Genomic DNA, 20,943 nt, shown 5'->3' on the forward strand with positions numbered 1-20,943 from the left:
TTTTTTATTCTGCAAAAACTTTTTTTAGAAAAAATAAGAAAAAAGAAATATAGGTTTTTTAAGTTTCTGATTTAGATTAATTTAAATATTTGATAAAGTTTAAATAATTTTTCTATTATATTTTTAGATAAAAAGTAGAAGAGAAGTTAAGAAAAGAATTTGTCTATTGCGTAGTTTTCAAAAAAGATGACAAATGTTTTATAAAATTAATATTTTTTATCAAACGATTGTTGAAAAATAAATAGTAAAAACTTGATTTGATTGAAAAAAATGTAAACTTTAATTAAATTTAAATCATTTGTTAGAAAATAAATAAAATATTTATGAAAAATTGTAAATAAAATAAAATTGTAAAATAGGTGAGTTTATCACTGTTTTATTGGCAAAAATTGTATTTTTGCTCTTAGTTTTATCTAAAACACTGAGCATTAAACAAACTATGGACAAATTTTCGTTCTTAAACGCAGCACATACTGGTTATATAGCTGATTTATACGAGCAGTATTTACAAAACCCCGATGCGATAGAGCCAAGTTGGAGAAGTTTTTTTCAAGGTTATGATCTAGCAAATGAAAATTACTCTTTAACTGACGATTCTGAAACTGAAGTAAAAGTACCTGAAAATGTACAAAAAGAATTCAAGGTTTTAGATCTTATTCACGGTTATAGAACCAGAGGGCATTTATTCACAAAAACAAACCCTGTAAGAGATAGAAGAAATTATTCTCCTACTTTAGATATTGAAAATTTTGGACTTTCTAAAGATGATTTAGACAAAGAGTTCAAAGCTGGAAAAACATTAGGAATTGGTACAACAACATTAAGAAACATTATAGATCATTTACAAAAAATGTTCTGTAATTCAATCGGAGTTGAATATATGTACATTCGTAATCCAGAAGAAATCAAATGGTGGAATGAGAGATTAAATCAAAACTCAAATTTACCAAATTTTTCTACAGAAGCTAAGAAATACATTCTTACAAAACTAAATCAAGCAGTTTCTTTCGAGCAATTTTTACAAACAAAATATGTTGGGCAAAAGCGTTTCTCTTTAGAAGGAGGAGAATCTTTAATTCCAGCATTGAGTTCTGCAATAAGAGATGCTGCTGAGCAATATGATGTTGATGAGTTTGTATTAGGTATGGCACACAGAGGTCGTTTGAATACATTGACAAATATCTTTAGAAAACCAATTCGTGAAATGTTTAACGAATTTGAAGGAAAAGATTTTGAAGATGCAACAATCGATGGTGATGTAAAATACCATTTAGGTTCTACTACAACAAAAACGCTTAAAAACGACAAAACAGTAAAGATGAATTTGGTGCCAAATCCATCACACTTAGAAACTGTTGGAGCGGTTGTAGAAGGAATTGCTAGAGCTAAAACAGATAAAGAATACAATGAAAATTCTTCTAAAGTTTTACCAATTATTGTTCATGGGGATGCAGCGGTAGCAGGACAAGGTTTAGTGTATGAAATCATTCAAATGAGCAAGTTGAATGGATATAAAACAGGAGGAACATTACATTTAGTAGTAAATAATCAAGTTGGATTTACAACGAATTATTTAGATGCACGTTCTAGTACTTATTGTACAGATATTGCAAAAGTTACTCTTTCTCCAGTTTTACATGTGAATGCGGATGATGCAGAGGCTGTGGTGCACGCAATCGGAATAGCGATTGATTTTAGAATGAAGTTTGGAAGAGATGTATTTATCGATTTATTAGGATATCGTAAATACGGACATAATGAAGGGGATGAGCCAACGTTTACACAACCTAAATTATATAAAGCAATTAAAAAGCATAGCAATCCTAGAGATATTTATGCTGATAAATTGAAGAAAGAAGGAGTAATTGATGATGCTTATTTAAAAGAAATTACTGCGGAATTCAAGAATAAATTAGAGGAAGAATACCAAAAATCAAAACAAGATGAGGTTTCAGTTATTAAACCTTTTATGAATGATATTTGGGATGACTTTACTCGTAGAGGTATTGAAGCAATGTTAGCTTCTGAGGATACAACTTATCCAGAAGAAAACTTAAAGAATATTGCAAAAGTTGTTTCTACAACTCCAGAAAATGTAAAATTTGTAAGAAAAGCACAACGTATCCTAGATGGAAGAGCGAAAATGGTTTTTGAAACAGATAAGATCGACTGGGGAATGGGAGAAACTCTTGCTTACGGAAGTTTATTAGAAGAAGGATTTAATGTTCGTATTTCTGGACAAGATGTAGAAAGAGGAACATTTAGTCACCGTCATGCTGTTTTAAGAGATGAAGTTTCTGAAGAGAGAATTAATCTTTTAAATACATTAAGCGATAAGCAAGGAAAAATGTATATCTATAATTCTTTATTATCGGAATATGGAGTTTTAGGTTTTGATTATGGATATGCAATGGCAAGTCCAAATACATTAACAATTTGGGAAGCACAATTTGGAGATTTCAGTAATGGAGCACAAATTATGTTTGACCAATATATTTCTGCTGCGGAAGATAAATGGAAATTACAAAATGGAATTGTAGTTTTACTTCCACATGGATATGAAGGACAAGGAGCTGAACACTCTTCTGCAAGAATGGAACGTTATTTACAACTTTGTGCAGAAGACAATATGATTGTTGCAGATTGTACAACTCCAGCGAACTTCTTCCACTTGTTACGTCGTCAAATGAAACGTGACTTTAGAAAACCACTAGTAGTATTTACACCAAAGAGTTTATTACGTCACCCAGAAGCAGTTTCATCTATTAAAGATTTCTCTGAAGGAACATTCCAAGAAGTAATCGATGATACAATTGCGAAGGATAAAGTGAAAAAAGTAGTTCTTTGTACAGGTAAATTCTATTATGATTTATTAAAAGAAAGAAGAGATTTAGAGAGAGAAGATGTTGCTTTAGTAAGAATTGAGCAATTATTCCCTCTACATATAGATAGAATCAAAGAAATTTTAGAAAGTTATCCAAATGCTACTGAATATGTTTGGGCACAAGAAGAGCCAAAGAACATGGGAGCATGGAGCTTTATGATGCAACGTTTAGATTTCCTAAATTTAAAAGTAGCATCAAGACCTTATTTAGCTGTACCAGCAGCCGGATCAGGTTCAAGATTTAAGAAGAGACATCAAAAAGTAATCGATAGTGTTTTCAATACTATCAAAGAATAACAAAACAGCATAATTAAAATTAGTAACAATGATTTTAGAAATGAAAGTTCCCTCTCCGGGAGAATCAATAACTGAAGTAGAAATCGCAACTTGGTTGGTAGAAGATGGTGATTATGTAGAGAAAGATCAACCAATTGCTGAGGTAGATTCTGACAAAGCAACACTTGAATTACCAGCTGAAGAGAGTGGAATTATCACCTTAAAAGCTGAAGAAGGTGATGCTGTAGCCGTAGGTGAAGTAGTTTGTCTTATTGACATGAGCGCAGCAAAACCAGAAGGAAGTGCAAAAGAAGAAGCTCCTGCTAAAAAAGAGGAAGCTCCTGCACCAACTCCTGCTGCAACGGAAACAAAAGCTGCAACATATGCAACTGGAACACCATCACCAGCTGCAAAGAAAATCTTAGATGAAAAAGGAATTTCTTCTTCGGAAGTTTCTGGATCTGGAAGAGATGGAAGAATCACAAAAGAAGATGCAATAAAAGCCGTTCCATCTATGGGAACTCCAACAGGAGGAGCAAGAGGAAGCGAGCGCAAAAAATTATCAATGCTTCGTAGAAAAGTAGCACAACGTTTAGTTTCTGTAAAAAATGAAACTGCAATGTTAACTACTTTCAATGAAGTAGACATGAAGCCAATTTTTGACTTAAGAAATGAGTTCAAAGAAGAATTCAAAGCAAAGCACGGAGTTGGTTTAGGATTCATGAGTTTCTTTACATTAGCTTGTACAAGAGCTTTACAAATGTATCCTGATGTAAATGCAATGATTGATGGAGATTATAAAATCACACACGATTTCCAAGATATTTCAATTGCTGTTTCTGGACCAAAAGGATTAATGGTTCCAGTTATCAGAAATGCAGAAAATTTATCTTTCCGTGGAGTAGAAGCTGAGGTTAAGCGTTTAGCTTTAAGAGCACGTGATGGACAAATTACTGTTGATGAAATGACAGGAGGAACATTTACAATTACAAATGGAGGAGTATTTGGATCAATGTTATCAACACCAATTATCAATCCACCTCAAAGCGCTATTTTAGGAATGCACAACATCGTTGAGCGTCCAGTTGTAGTTAATGGAGGAATTGCTGTAAGACCAATTATGTACGTTGCTCTTTCTTATGATCATAGAATCATCGACGGAAGAGAATCAGTTGGATTCTTAGTAGCAGTAAAAGAAGCTTTAGAAAACCCAACAGAATTCTTAATGGGAGGAAATCCAAGAAAAGCTTTAGAATTATAATATTATCAAAATATATATTTAAAAAATCGAGGAAATGCTCCTCGATTTTTTTATTTCTAGGAATTTGTACTTTTTATTAAAATATCTTGAGTAAAAAACGCCTAAGTTTTAATACATTTGGTGCATTAGTTTCCTAAAAGCTATAATAAACTGTTTACTTTATGAAAGTGGTTTAAGAAATAGTGTAAAATCAATTAACAATTATCTTTAAAAACCAATTTTGTCCTTGACTTAAGCCACTTTTTACTATTATTTTTATATAAAGATAAATGGATAAATTGGGATTATGACAAAAGATAAACATCAAGCTTTAATTGAAAATTTTGAAAAAGAAGTTTCTTTAAATGAAGTAGAAAAAGAAATTATCAGAGATTATTTTCATTTTTTCACCATCCAAAAAAAGAAAGATTTACTTCGTTCTGGAGATATTTGTAATTATACTTTTTTTATTTTAAAAGGTTGTACTCGTTCATTTAATATTGATGAAAAAGGAATAGAACGAATTCAGAATTTTGGTTTTGAAAATTATTGGGTTGGTGACTTATTAAGCTTATTTACAGGAGAACCTTCTAGTTTAACAATTGAAACAATTGAACATTCTCAGATTTTAAAAATTCATAAAGACGATTTAGAAAATCTATATAATGAAGTTCCGCAATTGGAACGTTTTTTTAGGATTCTTTATCAAAAAGCTTATGTTTCCAGTTTAAAAAGATTGAATAAAATGGTGCAATTTTCTGCTTCAGAAAACTACAATCAATTGATAAAAGAGCAACCAAATTTACTTCAAAGAGTTCCGCTTGCATACATTGCTTCTTATCTTGGAATAGCTCCAGAAAGCTTAAGTCGCATCCGTAGAAATAGTTAATTCGATTTTCTTAACATAGGTTAAGTCAATTTCTTAACCTACATCATTCTGTAGGAAATTGATTCTTCTGAATTTTGTCTTTATAAATAATCAATAAAAGATCATTATGAACACGATGCATAAAAATTTAGAAGAAAATGTAAAAGAATTAAATGCAATGATTCTAGAAGGAAAAATTTTAGAAGCATTTGATAAATTTTACGCAAAAGACGTTACAATGCAAGAAAACGATAATGAAATTACAGTTGGAAAAGCAGCTTGTAGATTAAATGAAGAAGCATTTGTAAATGGAATTACAGAGTTTAGAGGAGCAAAAGTTTTAAATACTTTGGTTTCTGATGGAATTGTTGCTGTTGAATGGCATTTTGATTATACACATAAAGAATATGGAACTAGAAATTATACACAAGTTGCTGTTCAAAGATGGAATAATCAAGGACAAATTATCAGCGAAAAATTTTACTACAATAACTAATTCTTAAACTCAGAAATCATGAAAAAAATAGCAGTTTTATTTATATTTTTTATCTCATTAACTATTACAGCACAAAATAATTGGAAAGTTGATCCATATCATTCAAAAGTAAATTTCTCCGTAAGTCATTTAGTAATTTCTGAAGTAGATGGTTCTTTTAATGTTTATGATGGAAGTATTTCACAAAAGAATTCAAATGATTTTTCAAATGCAGTTTTTAAATTTGAAATTGATGCAAATTCTATTGATACTGACAATGAAAAAAGAGATGGACATCTAAAATCAGAAGATTTTTTCCATACTTCAAAATATCCTAAGATTTCTTTTGTAAGTACTTCTGTGAAGAAAAGAGGAGCAAATAAATATATTATCAAAGGAAAAATGACCATGCGTGGTGTAACCAAAATGGTAACATTAAATGCAAAACATGGTGGGACAATTGCGAATGATGGATATGGAAATACAAAAGCTGGTTTTATAATTACTGGTGAGATTGATAGAACAGATTTCGGTGTTGCTTGGAATGCAAAAACAGAACACGGAGGTTTGACAGTTGGTGAAGATGTAGCTTTTACTGTTAAATTAGAATATGTAAAAGGTTAATACATTATAAAAACAAAGAAGAATCTTCAATATTGAAGATTCTTCCTTTGAAAAATAGTATAAATAGTTAAACTGTTTAAGTTAAAACGAGGTAATGAATACTATATTGTTTTATTTTAAACGATTTATTGTTTGCTGAATTCTAATCCTTTAGAAGTATAAATCATTCCTTCGCTATCCAAAATTAAATATTTTGTTCCTTCTAGTTTATTAATAAGTTCCATTCCCTTTTGAATTCCCATAATATATACAGATGTTGCTAAAGCATCCGCCATTTCTGCATCCGCACAAAATATTGTTACACTTTGAATTCCTGAGATTAAAGAACCAGTTTTTGGATCTAAAATATGTGTATATTTCTTTCCATTTTTTCCGATAAAACTCTTATAATTTCCTGAAGTAACCATCGAAGAATTTTCTAAAGTAAACCAAAGAGTATTTCCATCATTTTCCGAATTTCCAATGAATGTTTTCCATTTTCCATTTTTTGGATGTATTCCCCATGAAGTTCTATCTCCAGCAGCATTGATAAATCCTGATTTTACTCCTAGCTTTTGTAATTTTCTTTTCGCAGATTCTACAGCATAACCTTTATCCACAGCTCCAAAACCGATTTTCATACCTTTTTCTCTTAAGTAAACCGTTTTTTTTGCTTCATCAATTTCAATATTTCTGTAATTAATTTTCTCTACTGAAGTTGTTAAAGATTCTGCATCTGGCATCGAATTCATTAAATCATCGAATTTCCATACTTTCTTTACAGAAGCAAATGAAATATCGAAATATCCATTTGTTAACTCTGAAATTTTGATACTTCTTTTGATAATATCAATCATTTCTTGTGAAACTTCTACAGGTTCAATTCCAGCAGAATTATTGATTTTTGAAGTTTCTGAATTTGAAATTTTTGAGGAAATTAGATTGTAAATTCTGTCAATTTCTTTTTGTGCAATTTGAATGTATTTTTCTCCTTCTTCTTTTGTCGCTGCTTCAATTGCATAATCGACAGTTGCACCCATTTGTTTTGTTGATTTGTTGTAAATGTTTTGGGCAGAAATAGAGTAAACAACAAAAAATAAAACAATGCTTAATGTTGTATTTAATTTCATTTTTTTAATAGGTAATTTGGTTTCAACGGTTTATTTTTCTGGCACAATAACCGTTTTTAAATAATTCTGTAATTAGGGTTTGATTTGAATTGAAAGTGTTTTAGAACGAAACATCTTTCTAATTTTTAAACATAAATTGTAACTGTTAATTTTTTATTTTTTTGGGTTGATTGATTTTAATTTAAAATTAAAAATTACGAATATGTTTTAGGTTTTTGAAGTTACCTGAAATTTGCAATAAATTCAGAAAAAAATTTAATTGTTCGCGCTTCATCTAATTGATTTTTTAAAAATGAGAGTGCGAAAATATACAATAAAATCAAATATAATTGCCTAATATTTAACTCTTTTGCTAATTATTGAAGATTTATTTTTGATTTAATAATTCGTTTGGATTTACTTAATTTTTTAAGAAATAAAATATATTTTTTGTAAAAAATACACTAATTAGAGTAAATTATTTAAAGAATTATTTTAAAAAAGAAGAATTTTAAGAAGAAATTTGTTTAAAAAAAGAAAAAACCCTCAAATTTGAAGGTTTTTTCAGTGCTTAAAAAATAATTTTGAGTAAAAACTATTTAAAATCTAAACGTTGTTCCTAAAGCAACATTGTCTGCCTTAAAACCATCATTACGTTTATAATTACTATAGCGAACTTCTAAATTGTGAAAACGGAATTGTCTTGATTTATTCAAACGAATATTGAAAATTCCTTTTGGTGGAGCCAATCGGATTCCTAAACCAATTTTTTCACTATTAAAAGTACTCAAATCAAAATCAGAAGTATAATACTCTTGATTTAGTTGGTGTTCTCCATAAGGTTTAAAATATTTAGAACCATTTTGGATATAATAGCGATAAAACGGATATAATGTTATCGATTTTGTTGCTTTTAATGGTAATTCAATACTAAAAGTATGTGCACTTAATCCAAAGTCATCAATATAAAAACGGTAGTAAAATCTTGAAATTACTTTTGGACTAATGAAATAATTAGTTCTAAATCCAATTGCAGTTTTAAAACGTTTTCTCGGAAGTTTTTCCACACGAACAGTTTTATATTTTTCCACAACAACACCATCGTCGAAATAAACTCTATGAAAAGGAGTAGATAATAATCCATTTTGATAGGTGAAATCTGTTAAAATAGCAGCATTCATTCTTTTGTTAATCACCATTTCATAGGAAAAACCAATATTGTAAGTATAACGGTTGTCTTTTTCAAAAGTTAATTCTTCAGAATTATTACCATATTCATCGTCATCGTCGTCATCATCATCCATTTCTCTTGCATTCACATGATTTCGATTCGTTGGATTTCCTAAACGATCATCGTCATCATCGTCATCGTCATCGTCGTCGTCGTCTTCATCATCGTCATCATCGTCATCGTCGTCATCGTCGTTATTGTTCCAATCATTGTCATCGTTATCGTCGTTATCGTCGTTATCGTCGTCATCATCGTCATCATCGTCATCATCGTCATCATCATCGTCATCGTCATCATCATCGTCATCGTCGTCATCATCATGATGTCCATTTCTTGAATCTTCTTCTCTTAATTCACCAGGATAAATTAAAAGCCATCTATCATAGAAGAAATTTGCTTTCACGGTAAAAACTCTATTATTATCTATAGAAGCTTTTGACCATTTTAATCCCATATTATAAGAAGTAACATCATATTCTTTAGAATAACCAAGAGAAAAACCGAAAGTTGAATTTTCTTCTAGATTTTTTTCTGAATATCCTAATTGAATATGTCTTCGAGTATCCGAACCAGAAACAGCCGAAGATCCAGAACTAGCCGAAGTTGTATATTTATCAATATTTGCACTAGAAGCAGAAGTATAATAGTCAATTCCACCAGAAATACTTAAACTTCCAGTTTTGCTAACTGGAGTTGTGATTACAATGATCGTTTCTCTGTTTTCCAGTTCTTCTGTTCCTAAACCACCTGTAACAGCAGAATGATTTCCATCTTGTTCATAATAATCAAAAAGAATATTTATTTCAGTTGGATCTGCTTGTTTTATTTCTTCTTGCGTAAAACCTTTTAAACTAAAAAGTAATACAATAATCCAAAGGAATTTTTTATTTAGTTGCAACCACATCCTCCTCCTGTTTTTCCTCCATTAGCACCAGAAGCTCCTTCTCGATAATTTTGAAAATTTACTTCAAATTGTTCCGTCGTTCTCGATGATAAAGCCATATCATCGTCATTTAAAAAAGTTTTTTGATAGGGTTTTACGCTAGAACAGGATGTAGCGATGCTTCCCAACAATAGTAAACCTATTGAGAGATAAGTAATTGTTAGTTTCATTGTTATTTGATTATTTTATTTTTTCTTGAAGTTTTAAGTTTTTTGAAGTGAAAATTTCTCCTTGGCTATCCAAGATTAAACATTCAATATTTTTAAGTTTATCAATCAATTTTAATCCTTCTTCTACTCCCATAACAAAAACGGAAGTTGCAAGTGCATCTGCTAATTCTGCATTTGGGCAAAAAATTGTAACACTTTGTACACCAAAAACTGGCCATCCAGTTTTTGGATTGATGATATGTGTATATTTTTTTCCATTAAATTCTACATAATTTTCATAATTACCAGAAGTAACAACAGAGGAATTGTTTAAAGGAAACCAACCTAAAGCATTGTTTTTATCATTTGGATTTGCAATTGCAACTTGCCATTTTTCGCTTTTTGGATTTTTCCCCCAGCAAATTAGATCTCCACTTGCATTGATTAAACCTGATTTTACACCTAATTTTTGTAGTTTTCTTTTTACAGCTTCTGCGGCAAAACCTTTTCCAATTGCTCCAAACCCAATTTTCATCCCTTTTTCTTTTAAGAAAACAGATTGTTTTTCTTTGTTAAGAATAATGTTTTTGTAGTTAATTTTAGAAACAGATTTTTGAACAGAAACACTATCTGGAATTTTCTCAATTGGTTTGTCGAAATACCAAATTTTATCAATGGAAGCAAAAGAGATATCAAAATGTCCATCTGTCAATTTTGATATTCGAATGCTTCTTTCAATCAAACCAAACAATTCTTTAGATACAGAAACAGCATTTTTCCCAGCAGAATTATTTATCATGGCAGTTTCCGAATTTGTTTTCCAAGAAGAAATCACATTTTCAATTCTGCGTACTTCTTCTTCTGCGATAGTTAAATATTTTTCTCCTTCTTTCTCGTTTTCAGCTTCAATTGTAAATACAAAAGATACTCCCATTTGTTTGGTTTTTCTTTCATATAAATTTTGAGAAAAAAGGTGAAAGTTGATTAAAAAGAATAAAAAACTAAGTGTAAAAGTTCTTTTCATTATTGAAAATATTTATCTAGAAAAACCGATGTTTTCTCTCCTTTATAACCGTTAATTTTCTTTTTTGTGTTTAAATTACTGTCTAAAATAACTACATAAGGAAAAAATCCTTGTGGATTGTATTTTTCAGCAATTGCTTCATTGTATTTGATTGTTTCTTTTGAAATTCCTTTCGGATTTCTTTTAAAATCAATATTTACAAAAACATATTTATTTCCAGCTTTTTCGATGAATTCCGATGATTCTAAAACTTCTGATTTTAATTGAATACATGGTTTGCACCAATCAGAACCTGAAAAAACCAAAATGATTTTTTTGTTCTCTTTTTTACTTATAGAAGTAGCTTCTTCTAAATTATGATGCCATTTAATTTCTTGGCAAAAAGAGGTAATAGAGATTAAACCAATAAACAAGAATAGTAATTTTTGTTTCATTTGTTAGTTAGTTGAAATTTATGAATGCAAATATATATTTTATTTAGACTTAATAAAAATAAAGATATTGATTTATAGAATAAAAAATCTATTTCATTGAAAAATTTAGGTGTTAATTAGCTTTTTTTTAAGGAGAAAATTTATTAAAAATGTTAAATTCGATATCCTTTTTTTGAAAAAGCTTAAAATATAAATAATTATAAATCAATTAATTAATTTGATTTTTTAACATTTTTAAGAAAAAAGGTAGGGGGAATTTGAAATACGTTGTTTTATTAGTGTTAACTAAAATCTATTAAAGATGAAATACTTAAAATCAAGTTTGACTTTTTTATTATTAACTGTATTTATGTTTACATCATGTAATAAAGATGATGAAACACAGATCCAACAACAGAATCCAGTAGAGATTCAAAAAAGTCAAGGATTAAGAACATTTTTGAATGTAATTAAAAACTTAAAAGTACAAACTAATGCTACAGCAAGAACTACAAATGATGAAGTATTATGTTTTGACTTTGTATATCCAATTACTTTAGGATATAACAATGGAACAACTGTAGAAGTTGGAAATTTAGATGCATTAATCGAAGTATTAATTTCTGAGAATGAGGAATTATACATCGAAGGAATTGTTTTCCCATTTGATATAGTATTTTCAGCTGATCAAAATGTGATGACAATTGAAAATGAAGAAGATATTTTAACTGCTTTAGATACTTGTGAATATAACGAAGGAGATGATCAATACGGATTCTGTGATTATATCGTTCAATTTCCAGTAGAAATTATCGTTGATGGAGAGACAATCGAAATCAATTCTATGGATGAATTTAACCAAGAAATCGAATTCGAAATCGTATTCCCTATTACTTTAATTGATGCTAACACTCAAGAAGAAATTGTTGTTGAAAGTGAAGATATGTTAGAGGAATTAATGTATGATTGTGAAGGAGATGATATTGATGATGAAATCTTAGATTTATTTGATTTTGATACTGTAAATGAGTGTTTCACTATGAACTACCCATTATCAATGACTTTTGGAAATGAAGTTGTTACTTTTAATTCTTATGAAGAAATTTCTACTCATTTTGAAAACTTAACTGAAGAATATGTTGAAGAAATTGATGGAATGATTGATTTTGTATTCCCATTCTCAGTTACATTATTAGATGACGAGCAAACTCAAGTTACAATTAACAATCATGGAGATTTTAGTGACTTATTAAACTTATGTTTTGGAGATACTATCGAAGAGGGAGATGATGATGTTTGGACTGACGAAGAAGAAAACGAAGAAGAAAACGAAGAAGAGTCAAACGACGACGAGCAAAACGAAGAGGAGTCAAATGACGATGAGCAAAACGAAGAAGAGTCAAATGACGATGAGCAAAATGAAGAAGAGTCAAATGACGATGAGCAAAATGAAGAAGAGTCAAATGATGACGAGCAAAACGAAGAAGAGTCAAATGACGATGAGCAAAACGAAGAAGAGTCAAATGATGACGAGCAAAATGAGGAAGAGTCAAATGACGATGAGCAAAATGATGAGTCTGATGATAACAATCAATCAGATGAGCAGCAATAAGCCAAATTAGATGATTTACAATGATGAAGAGCTGGGAGATTTATCTTTCGGCTTTTCATTTTAAAAATAAGCAATAAGAGGACATTTAGTTTTGCAAATATTTACCATTTATAATTTTACGGGGAATAAGATTATTTTAGTTTCATTGAACTCTTATTGCGAAGTATAAAAAAAGCCTAAGAAATTAATCTTAGGCTTTTTCTTTTTATGTTTTAAATCTTATTTAAATATCAGCTTGTAGATATCGTTTCCGTTTGCATAAAGTAGTAATGCTACTAAGATGATAAATCCAGTAATTTGAGCGTATTCTAAGAATTTTTCATTCGGTTTTCTTCCTGTGATCATCTCGAATAAAGTAAATACAACGTGTCCACCATCAAGAGCAGGAATTGGTAATAAATTCATAAATCCTAACATGATTGATAAGAAAGCTGTAATTTCCCAAAAACGCATCCAATCCCAAGAAGCAGGGAAAATTTTTCCGATAGAAATAAATCCACCTAAGCTTGTTGCGCCTTTTTTTGTAAATACATACTGAAATTGTGCAACATAATCATGTAATGTATGATAAGCTAATTCAGTTCCTCCTGAGACACTTTCACCAAATGTATAATCTTTATGTTGGATTGGGAAATTGATTACTGGAGAAACACCAATTTTATGATCTTCAGTAGGAGTTACTGTAATTTCTTTTTCTTGTCCATTTCTTGCAACTAAAATGGCTAAAGATTTAGATAAAGTATCTTTTGAAACCGTTTTTGTAAAATCTCCCCAAGAATTAATTTTAGTATTATTTACTTGTAGAATTTTATCATTCTTTTTAATCCCAGCTTTATATCCTGGATAATCAGTAAAAACCGAATCAATTACTGCTGGAACTAAAGGACTAATTGGCTCCATTTGTCCAGTTGTCCACATTGTTTTACCAAATCCTTCAGGAATGTTGATTGTTTCTACTTTTCCATTTTTATGTTCAACTTCGATAGTTTTTACATCTCTTAAGAAAAGTAATTTATTTACATCAAGAACATTTAATGGCATTTTTCCATCAATTTTCAAGATTTTATCTCCGTCCTGAAATCCAAGAGGCTTCATGATTTCTGAAACTGTAAATCCGTTTTTAATTTCATTTGCTGGAACATAATCTTTACCCCAAACAAATAAAATCATGACATAAATTAATAAACCTAAAATAAAGTTTACAATCACACCTCCAAGCATAATAATTAATCTTTGCCAAGCAGGTTTTGAACGAAATTCCCAAGGTTGTGGTTCCCCTTTCATTTGCTCCGTGTCCATACTTTCATCGATCATTCCTGCAATTTTCACATATCCACCAAGCGGTATCCAACCGATTCCGTAAACAGTATCTCCAATTTTCTTTTTAAATAATGAATATTTATAATCAAAGAAAAGGTAGAATTTTTCTACTCTTGTTCCGAATAATCTAGCCGGAATAAAATGTCCTAACTCATGTAGGACAATTAATAAAGATAAGCTCAGTATAAATTGTGAAGCTCTAATTAATATTTCCATATAATAGTTTGTTTCTTTTTCTTAAAACTGAACAAATGTAAGATTTTATAAAGTTTTCAAAAAATGAAATAGTTACAATGTGATTTCAAATTCCATAAAAATACTATTTTTTTAAAATAAATCTTTGAAATAGTGAGATTCACAAAACTTTTTGGACAATTTCGAGGATTCTTATTTTATGAAAAATAATAAGTTTTAAAATTTAACAGTTACGCTCAAAAAAAGTAAGATATTTGCACTTCATTTTATGGATAAATAATACCAATGAATTCAAGAAACCTCGCTTTGATTGCTGCTTTTCTTACAGCAGTCATTTATGGTGTTAGCTTTACAGTTGCTAAAGAAGTAATGCCGAAATATGTGCAACCTTATGGATTTATCACTTTGCGTGTTTTTGGCGCAATGTTGCTTTTTTGGTTTTCTAGTCTTTTTGTAAAACATCAAAAAATTGATAGACCAGATTTTTTTAGAATTATCGCAGCTGCTTTTTTTGGAGTAGCTTTAAATATGTTGACTTTTTTTAAAGGATTAAGCTATACAACACCAATTACTGCCGCAGCTATTATGGTTACAAGTCCAATTCTTGTAATGCTTTTAGCTTCTATTTTATTAAAAGAAAAACTACGAAAACAAAAGATTTTGGGAGTTCTAATCGGAATGATTGGGGCAATTGTTTTGATTTCTTATGGTCATGAAATTTCTGCCAATTCCAATGCAATTTTCGGAGATTTTTTAGTTTTTGTAAATGCTGCCTCTTATGCAATGTATCTTGTGATTGTTAAGAAATTAACACAAAAATACAATCCGTTTAATTTCGTAAAATGGCTTTATACTTTTGGATTTTTAATGGTTTTACCGTTTGGTTTTCAAGAAGTGGTAGATATTCGCTGGGATTTAATTCCAGAATTATCTTTGTGGAAAATTGCTTTTATTGTTGTGTTTACAACTTTTGTAACCTATTTATTTAATCTTTTAGCATTAACAAAATTAAAACCAACAACTGTAAGTATTTTCATGTATTTACAGCCTGTAATTGCAACAATTTACGCTTTATATGTAGGAAGTGATTCTTTAAATTTAATAAAAGTTGTAGCGACTTTAAGTATATTTTTAGGTGTATATTTAGTTACAAAACCAGTAAAAAATTAAGCCCAATCAATCAATTGGGCTTTTTTTAAGAATAAATTTTTACAAGACTAATCAGTGTGTTTGCATTTTGTTCACCTGATTGTCGCCATTTCATTTCTCCTTTTTTATAAATGATATAAGTTGGATATCCTTTGATACGTAAAGCATCTGAAAGAGCCTGATTTTTGTCGATATCAATCTTTATAACTTTTGCTCTATCTCCTAAAGCAGCAGCTACATCTCTCAAAATATCATCCTGTTCTTCTGTATAGTTTCCGAATTCTTTATAAAAATCTAAAAGTACGGGAACATTTGAATTAATCAACTCTCCAAATTTTGCCATGGCCTCTTTTTTAGGATTTAAAGTTTTTAATTTAAAAACAACTTTAAATTATTTCTGAAATTAAAAATACTAATTATAACTTATTCATACACAAAAAAATAGAAATTTTATAAACTTTTAAAACTGTTTGTAAAAACTTTTAAGAATTTAAATACGCTTTTAATGCTTCAATATTCTTTTTACTGTTTCCGATAAAAATTTTATCTCCAATGATAAAAACAGGGCGTTTTAAAAATGTGTATTCTTCTAAAATTAATTTTTTGTAATCATCTTCCTGCAAATTTTGTTCCTTCATCTTTTCTGCTGTATATTTTTTAGCTCTTTTATTGAAAAGACTTTCGTAAGAATCCGTTAAAGAACGCATTTTTTCTAATTGTTCTTCTGTGATTGGCGTCGATTTAATTTCAAATAATTCAAATCCCGTTGTATCTATTTCTTTTAATATTCTTTTGCAAGTATCACAAGTTTTTAAATAAAATGCTTGTTTTGTCATAATCTCAAATTTAAGTTTAAACAAAATTAATCAGCATATTTTAACTTTCGAAACAATCGCATAGAATCTTTATATTGTATGTATGGAATTTTGTTATCCAACGCTCTTAAATAACTTTTAGAAGATTCTAGTCGTTCTTTTGCTCCAAGGAAATTATTTAATGCACAAATTGTATATGTAATCGGAAATTTTTCCAAATCAGCTTTTTCTGATTTTTTGAGTTTAATTCCTTTTTGTAGTTTTTGTAAAATTGCGTTGTTCGTATTATAAATATGATGTAAAATTTGTTTATCAAAAGTAGGCGGTTCAAACAAGAATTCTTTGATAATATTTAGCTTTCCATTGTCTTTAAAATGTAAAATAGTTTTTTCAAATGGATAATAATCTAACTTATCATTAATTCCTAAAGTGATAAATTCCGTGATAATAAATGATTCTTTGCTGATAGAAAAAGTTACCAAATCTAACGCAGAATAAAACAAACGTACTTGCTCATTTATCAATTCTATATCAACTCTTGAATAATATTCTGTGTCATTTATTAGATTTTTTTTTCCAGCCCAACAAATCACAAATTGTTCTCTAAAAACTTTATATTTTGGTGAAAATTCTTCACTATGTTGGTTAATAAAATCGAAAACACCATCTAAGATTAATTCAATATTATTTCGTGCATTTTTCTCAATATTATCAACAATTGTTTTGTTATGCGTGACAATTTCTTTGCTTTCTTCAAAAATATTAGAGGTACTTCCAACTCGATAAAATTTAGTTCCAACTCTATATTTCCAAATATTTTTTTTGAAAGAAGAAGTTTGTTCATTTGGTCGAATAGTAATTAATCCAACAACTTTATGTTTCGGAAGTGTAGGAAAATTAATATTTTCATATTGAATTAAAGGAGGATTTTCTAAATAAGCATTTACTAAATTTTGAATTTTACTATCATCAAAAAAGTCAACACCTCGGATTTTATTTTCCTGATCTGTAATTCCAACAACGATATATGAATTGTTTAAAGGATTAGAATTGGAAAGTGCGCAAATATGCTTTAGAAATTTAGCTTTTCCTTCTCTAGAATCAATATTTAATCGTTCTTTTTTGTCGTAAAAACTATTTTCGTCTGTGTAGGTTAGAAGAGTTTTTATTAATAATCTTTTATTAATCATAGCCGAAAACGTTTAAAGAGTAATGAATTATTTATTACTAAGTTAAGAACTACGATTTCATTTTTCAATTTTTAAAACAGTTTTCTAAAAAATAAATCTGGAACCAAAAGCGATTCCAGATTTACAAAAAAATTCCCTATTAAATTCTACTTAATAAATTCGATGTTTAAATTTTCTCAATACTAGTAATTACAGCTTTTCCATTTAATGGTTTGTAAACTTGCATAATTACTAAATATGGTACAGCTCCAGGATATACAACTTGCGCTTCTGCACGGAATCTGTAATTCATTCCTTGAACAACTTGTGTTGCAACTTTAAAAGGTGTATAAACAACTCCTTCGATTCTTTCTGTAGCTTCTGCAAAAACAAATTTACTTTCTGCTGTTAATGGCTCATATGGAGACCATCCACCAGGAATTTGTCTGTTTTGCTCAGAATAAGAATCAACATTTTTGATAGATACTAATTTTGGTTCTCCTTCGATTGGTTTGTAGATTTCAACAATACAAAGTTCTTCTGTTGCTCCAGGATATACACCTTTTGCTTTGCATCTGAATCTATAATTTGTACCATTTACAATTTGCTTAGAAACTTCAAATGGTTCATAATCTACACCAACGTAGTTTTTCATTACTTCATTAAAAATTTCTTTATCTTCTGAAGTTAAAGGCTCGTATGGTGACCATCCTCCAACGAAAATAGTTTTCTCTGAAACTAAACCTGTTTTTTCTTTAAAATTTTCCATGTGACTGTTTAATTTTTTAATTAGTAATTGATTTAAAATTAGACTACTAGAGAAAATAAAAGGAAAGGTTTAGGTTATCAAAACTTGATTAAAGTATTAATAATGTGAAGTTTATGTTACTACATGAAATAAAAAAAACTAGAACATTTTTTGTTCTAGTTTTTTTGCAAAAATTAAATTATTAAAAAATATAATTAAGACCCACACATTACACAATCATCCGCATCATTTTTAGATTGCTCAATCATTGTTTTTAATTCTTGTGGGGTTAATGGCTCATCTTGCGTCTGCTTTTTCTCACTTTTAAGCGTAAACTTGATAGCATTTACAGCACTTTTCGTACGTAAATAATACATTCCAGTTTTTAATCCAGATTTCCAAGCATAGAAATGCATTGAAGTTAATTTACCATAATCTGGATTTTCCATAAATAAGTTTAGAGATTGTGATTGATCGATGAAATATCCTCTATGGCGAGCCATATCAATAATATCACGCATACTCATTTCCCAAACAGTGCGATATAATTCTTTTAAAGGTTTTGGAATTTTATCAATGTGTTGAATAGAACCATTTGCTCTCATGATTTCTTCACGCATTTCATTATCCCAAAGACCTAAATCAACAAGATCTTCTAATAAATGTTTATTTACGATAATAAACTCTCCAGAAAGAACTCTTCTTGTATAGATATTAGAAGTATAAGGTTCGAAAGCCTCGTTGTTTCCTAAAATTTGCGAAGTAGAAGCAGTTGGCATTGGTGCAACTAATAAAGAATTACGAACACCATGTTCTAAGACTTTTTTTCTTAAATCTTTCCAATTCCATCTTCCGCTTAATTCATCTTCAGAAATATTCCACATATTAAATTGGAATTCTCCTTTAGACATTGGTGAACCTTCAAAAGTGGAATAAGCTCCTTTTTCTTTTGCAATTTCCATAGAAGAAGTTACAGCAGCAAAGTAAATTGTTTCAAAAATTTCTTGGTTTAATACTTTTGCTTCTTCACTTGTAAAAGGTAATCTTAAATTGATAAAAGTATCTGCTAAACCTTGTACACCTAATCCAACTGGACGATGTCTAAAGTTTGAATTCTCTGCTTCTTTAACTGGATAATAATTTCTATCAATTACAGTATCTAAGTTTTTTGTTACTTTTCTTGTTACATCAAATAATTTTTGATGGTTGAAGAATTTCATTCCATTTTCATCTTCTTCTACAAACATTGGAAGTGCTAAAGACGCTAAGTTACAAACTGCAACTTCATCTTTTGCTGTATATTCCATGATTTCTGTACAAAGATTAGAAGAACGAATTGTACCTAAATTTTTCTGATTTGACTTTCTATTTGCTGCATCTTTATACAACATATAAGGAGTTCCAGTTTCAATTTGAGATTCTAAGATTTTCTCCCAAAGTTCTCTGGCTTTAATTACTTTTCTACCTTTTCCTTCTTGCTCATATTTTGTATATAAAGCTTCGAATTCATCACCATGAACATTGTAAAGATTTGGACATTCATTCGGACACATTAAAGTCCAATTTGCATCTTCTTCCACACGCTTCATGAATAAATCAGAAATCCACATTGCATAGAATAAATCTCTTGCACGCATTTCTTCTTTTCCATGATTTTTCTTTAAATCTAAAAATTCAAAAATATCCGCATGCCAAGGCTCTAAATAAACAGCGAAAGAACCTTTACGTTTTCCTCCACCTTGATCTACATATCTTGCAGTGTCATTGAATACACGTAACATTGGAACAATTCCATTAGAAGTTCCATTTGTCCCACGAATGTAAGAACCTGTTGCTCTAATATTATGAACAGAAAGACCAATTCCACCAGCAGATTGTGAAATGTTTGCTGTTTGTTTTAAAGTATCATAAATTCCTTCAATACTATCATCTTGCATTTGTAATAGGAAACAAGAAGACATTTGAGGTTTTGGTGTTCCAGAATTAAAAAGTGTTGGAGTAGCGTGCGTAAAATATTTTTTAGACATTAATTCATATGTCTCAATAGCAGCTTCAATATCTTCTTTATGAATTCCGATAGAAACACGCATTAACATATGTTGCGGACGCTCTACAATTTCTCCATTTATTTTTAAAAGATAAGAACGTTCTAATGTTTTAAATCCGAAATAATCATATCCAAAATCTCTATTATAAATTATTGTAGAATCTAAAATAGAAGCATTTTTTTGAATAATTTCATAAATATCATCTGCTAATAAAGGAGATTCTTGCTCTGTACGAGGATTTACATAAGTATATAAATCCGTCATGGTTTCAGAGAATGATTTTTTAGTGTTTTTATGTAAATTAGAAACAGCAATTCTAGCAGCTAATTTTGCATAATCAGGATGCGAAGTTGTCATTGTTGCTGCAACTTCTGCTGCAAGATTATCAAGTTCCGTTGTCAAAACTCCATCATACAATCCTTCAATAACACGCATGGCAACTTTTACAGGATCTACAAGATTATTTAATCCATAACAAAGTTTACGAATTCTTGAAGTAATTTTATCGAACATTACTGGCTCTTTTCTGCCATCTCTTTTTACTACGTACATAATTTTTTAGATTTAAGTATTTTACACACAGATATCTTGCCGAATAGGCATATAATTTTTTTGTATTTTTTCAATACAAGGCACTTCTACTGTTCGTCAGAACAATAGTTAAATGATTAA

The 20,943-nt window shown here is 29.5% G+C and carries 19 protein-coding genes; 7 read left to right on the forward strand and 12 right to left on the reverse strand.

The genetic code is table 11. The annotated features are described in order from the left end of the window. Window positions 1-439: 439 nt before the first annotated feature. The 5 genes from I1A51_RS17085 (at window position 440) to I1A51_RS17105 (ending at window position 6,367) form a co-directional block, all read left to right on the forward strand. Window positions 440-3,181, forward strand: a complete 2,742-nt coding sequence (locus I1A51_RS17085; RefSeq protein ID WP_196896090.1) for a 2-oxoglutarate dehydrogenase E1 component — start codon at window positions 440-442, stop codon at window positions 3,179-3,181. Window positions 3,182-3,209: 28 nt separating this feature from the next. Next, on the forward strand, window positions 3,210-4,421 hold the full coding sequence (gene odhB, locus I1A51_RS17090) for a 2-oxoglutarate dehydrogenase complex dihydrolipoyllysine-residue succinyltransferase (protein WP_196896091.1): 1,212 nt from the start codon (window positions 3,210-3,212) through the stop codon (window positions 4,419-4,421). A 286-nt stretch (window positions 4,422-4,707) separates the two neighbouring features. Continuing rightward, window positions 4,708-5,289, forward strand: coding sequence for a Crp/Fnr family transcriptional regulator (locus I1A51_RS17095; protein ID WP_196896092.1), 582 nt, complete (start codon window positions 4,708-4,710; stop codon window positions 5,287-5,289). Between the two features lie 106 nt (window positions 5,290-5,395). After that, window positions 5,396-5,764: a nuclear transport factor 2 family protein gene (locus I1A51_RS17100; protein ID WP_196896093.1), complete on the forward strand. Its 369-nt coding sequence runs from the start codon at window positions 5,396-5,398 to the stop codon at window positions 5,762-5,764. An 18-nt stretch (window positions 5,765-5,782) separates the two neighbouring features. Further along, entirely contained in the window at window positions 5,783-6,367 is a 585-nt protein-coding gene (locus I1A51_RS17105; RefSeq protein ID WP_196896094.1) for a YceI family protein, read from the forward strand. Between the two features lie 125 nt (window positions 6,368-6,492). Here the strand turns inward: I1A51_RS17105 and I1A51_RS17110 are convergent, their stop codons facing one another. From I1A51_RS17110 to I1A51_RS17770, 6 genes are all read right to left on the reverse strand, one after another. Then, on the reverse strand, window positions 6,493-7,476 hold the full coding sequence (locus tag I1A51_RS17110) for an FAD:protein FMN transferase (protein ID WP_196896095.1): 984 nt from the start codon (window positions 7,474-7,476) through the stop codon (window positions 6,493-6,495). 578 nt (window positions 7,477-8,054) lie between these two features. Continuing rightward, window positions 8,055-9,590, reverse strand: a complete 1,536-nt coding sequence (locus tag I1A51_RS17115) for a DUF3570 domain-containing protein (RefSeq protein WP_196896097.1) — start codon at window positions 9,588-9,590, stop codon at window positions 8,055-8,057. Next, window positions 9,575-9,799 (reverse strand): DUF4266 domain-containing protein, encoded by a 225-nt coding sequence (locus I1A51_RS17120; protein WP_196896099.1) that lies wholly within the window; start codon window positions 9,797-9,799, stop codon window positions 9,575-9,577. The genes I1A51_RS17115 and I1A51_RS17120 overlap by 16 nt, the downstream gene beginning before the upstream one ends. A gap of 10 nt (window positions 9,800-9,809) precedes the next feature. Continuing rightward, window positions 9,810-10,712 carry an FAD:protein FMN transferase gene (locus tag I1A51_RS17125; protein ID WP_231374067.1) on the reverse strand — a complete coding sequence of 301 codons (903 nt, stop codon included), beginning with the start codon at window positions 10,710-10,712 and terminating at the stop codon, window positions 9,810-9,812. An 89-nt stretch (window positions 10,713-10,801) separates the two neighbouring features. Further along, window positions 10,802-11,194, reverse strand: a complete 393-nt coding sequence (locus I1A51_RS17130) for a thioredoxin family protein (protein WP_394369316.1) — start codon at window positions 11,192-11,194, stop codon at window positions 10,802-10,804. Next, complete coding sequence (locus tag I1A51_RS17770; RefSeq protein ID WP_394369317.1) at window positions 11,169-11,225, reverse strand: cytochrome c oxidase subunit 2A; 57 nt, start codon at window positions 11,223-11,225, stop codon at window positions 11,169-11,171. The genes I1A51_RS17130 and I1A51_RS17770 overlap by 26 nt, the downstream gene beginning before the upstream one ends. Before the next feature lie 312 nt (window positions 11,226-11,537). Here I1A51_RS17770 and I1A51_RS17135 point away from each other — a divergent pair, with 312 nt between their 5' ends. Beyond that, window positions 11,538-12,827, forward strand: coding sequence for a hypothetical protein (locus I1A51_RS17135; RefSeq protein ID WP_196896104.1), 1,290 nt, complete (start codon window positions 11,538-11,540; stop codon window positions 12,825-12,827). Between the two features lie 219 nt (window positions 12,828-13,046). Here I1A51_RS17135 and rseP read toward each other — a convergent pair whose 3' ends face one another. After that, window positions 13,047-14,363 (reverse strand): RIP metalloprotease RseP, encoded by a 1,317-nt coding sequence (gene rseP / locus I1A51_RS17140; RefSeq protein ID WP_196896106.1) that lies wholly within the window; start codon window positions 14,361-14,363, stop codon window positions 13,047-13,049. Between the two features lie 264 nt (window positions 14,364-14,627). On the opposite strand from rseP, the gene I1A51_RS17145 reads away from it, so the two are divergent. Further along, window positions 14,628-15,512: a DMT family transporter gene (locus I1A51_RS17145; protein WP_196896108.1), complete on the forward strand. Its 885-nt coding sequence runs from the start codon at window positions 14,628-14,630 to the stop codon at window positions 15,510-15,512. Between the two features lie 25 nt (window positions 15,513-15,537). On the opposite strand, the gene I1A51_RS17150 is transcribed toward I1A51_RS17145, so the two are convergent. From I1A51_RS17150 to I1A51_RS17170, 5 genes are all read right to left on the reverse strand, one after another. Next, on the reverse strand, window positions 15,538-15,834 hold the full coding sequence (locus I1A51_RS17150; protein ID WP_196896110.1) for a thioredoxin family protein: 297 nt from the start codon (window positions 15,832-15,834) through the stop codon (window positions 15,538-15,540). Window positions 15,835-15,973: 139 nt separating this feature from the next. Further along, window positions 15,974-16,327, reverse strand: a complete 354-nt coding sequence (locus I1A51_RS17155; protein WP_196896112.1) for an arsenate reductase family protein — start codon at window positions 16,325-16,327, stop codon at window positions 15,974-15,976. Window positions 16,328-16,353: 26 nt separating this feature from the next. Beyond that, entirely contained in the window at window positions 16,354-17,496 is a 1,143-nt protein-coding gene (locus I1A51_RS17160; protein ID WP_196896114.1) for an ATP-binding protein, read from the reverse strand. Window positions 17,497-17,662: 166 nt separating this feature from the next. After that, entirely contained in the window at window positions 17,663-18,244 is a 582-nt protein-coding gene (locus I1A51_RS17165) for a hypothetical protein (protein ID WP_196896115.1), read from the reverse strand. A gap of 194 nt (window positions 18,245-18,438) precedes the next feature. Continuing rightward, a complete protein-coding gene (locus tag I1A51_RS17170; protein ID WP_196896116.1) occupies window positions 18,439-20,823 on the reverse strand; it encodes a ribonucleoside-diphosphate reductase subunit alpha in 2,385 nt (794 codons plus the stop codon). Between the last annotated feature and the right edge of the window lie 120 nt (window positions 20,824-20,943).

This window comes from Aureivirga marina (genome assembly GCF_015767265.1).
GTDB classification, from domain to species: domain Bacteria; phylum Bacteroidota; class Bacteroidia; order Flavobacteriales; family Flavobacteriaceae; genus Aureivirga; species Aureivirga marina.

What these genes read in the sequence shown, in the direction of transcription:
- I1A51_RS17120 (WP_196896099.1), bottom strand. Translation starts at nt 9,799, where the DNA reads ATGAAACTAACAATTACTTATCTCTCAATAGGTTTACTATTGTTGGGA.
- I1A51_RS17085 (WP_196896090.1), top strand. Translation starts at nt 440, where the DNA reads ATGGACAAATTTTCGTTCTTAAACGCAGCACATACTGGTTATATAGCT.
- I1A51_RS17155 (WP_196896112.1), bottom strand. Translation starts at nt 16,327, where the DNA reads ATGACAAAACAAGCATTTTATTTAAAAACTTGTGATACTTGCAAAAGA.
- odhB (WP_196896091.1), top strand. Translation starts at nt 3,210, where the DNA reads ATGATTTTAGAAATGAAAGTTCCCTCTCCGGGAGAATCAATAACTGAA.
- I1A51_RS17160 (WP_196896114.1), bottom strand. Translation starts at nt 17,496, where the DNA reads ATGATTAATAAAAGATTATTAATAAAAACTCTTCTAACCTACACAGAC.
- I1A51_RS17115 (WP_196896097.1), bottom strand. Translation starts at nt 9,590, where the DNA reads ATGTGGTTGCAACTAAATAAAAAATTCCTTTGGATTATTGTATTACTT.
- I1A51_RS17105 (WP_196896094.1), top strand. Translation starts at nt 5,783, where the DNA reads ATGAAAAAAATAGCAGTTTTATTTATATTTTTTATCTCATTAACTATT.
- rseP (WP_196896106.1), bottom strand. Translation starts at nt 14,363, where the DNA reads ATGGAAATATTAATTAGAGCTTCACAATTTATACTGAGCTTATCTTTA.
- I1A51_RS17100 (WP_196896093.1), top strand. Translation starts at nt 5,396, where the DNA reads ATGAACACGATGCATAAAAATTTAGAAGAAAATGTAAAAGAATTAAAT.
- I1A51_RS17095 (WP_196896092.1), top strand. Translation starts at nt 4,708, where the DNA reads ATGACAAAAGATAAACATCAAGCTTTAATTGAAAATTTTGAAAAAGAA.
- I1A51_RS17125 (WP_231374067.1), bottom strand. Translation starts at nt 10,712, where the DNA reads ATGGGAGTATCTTTTGTATTTACAATTGAAGCTGAAAACGAGAAAGAA.
- I1A51_RS17165 (WP_196896115.1), bottom strand. Translation starts at nt 18,244, where the DNA reads ATGGAAAATTTTAAAGAAAAAACAGGTTTAGTTTCAGAGAAAACTATT.
- I1A51_RS17135 (WP_196896104.1), top strand. Translation starts at nt 11,538, where the DNA reads ATGAAATACTTAAAATCAAGTTTGACTTTTTTATTATTAACTGTATTT.
- I1A51_RS17110 (WP_196896095.1), bottom strand. Translation starts at nt 7,476, where the DNA reads ATGAAATTAAATACAACATTAAGCATTGTTTTATTTTTTGTTGTTTAC.
- I1A51_RS17145 (WP_196896108.1), top strand. Translation starts at nt 14,628, where the DNA reads ATGAATTCAAGAAACCTCGCTTTGATTGCTGCTTTTCTTACAGCAGTC.
- I1A51_RS17150 (WP_196896110.1), bottom strand. Translation starts at nt 15,834, where the DNA reads ATGGCAAAATTTGGAGAGTTGATTAATTCAAATGTTCCCGTACTTTTA.
- I1A51_RS17170 (WP_196896116.1), bottom strand. Translation starts at nt 20,823, where the DNA reads ATGTACGTAGTAAAAAGAGATGGCAGAAAAGAGCCAGTAATGTTCGAT.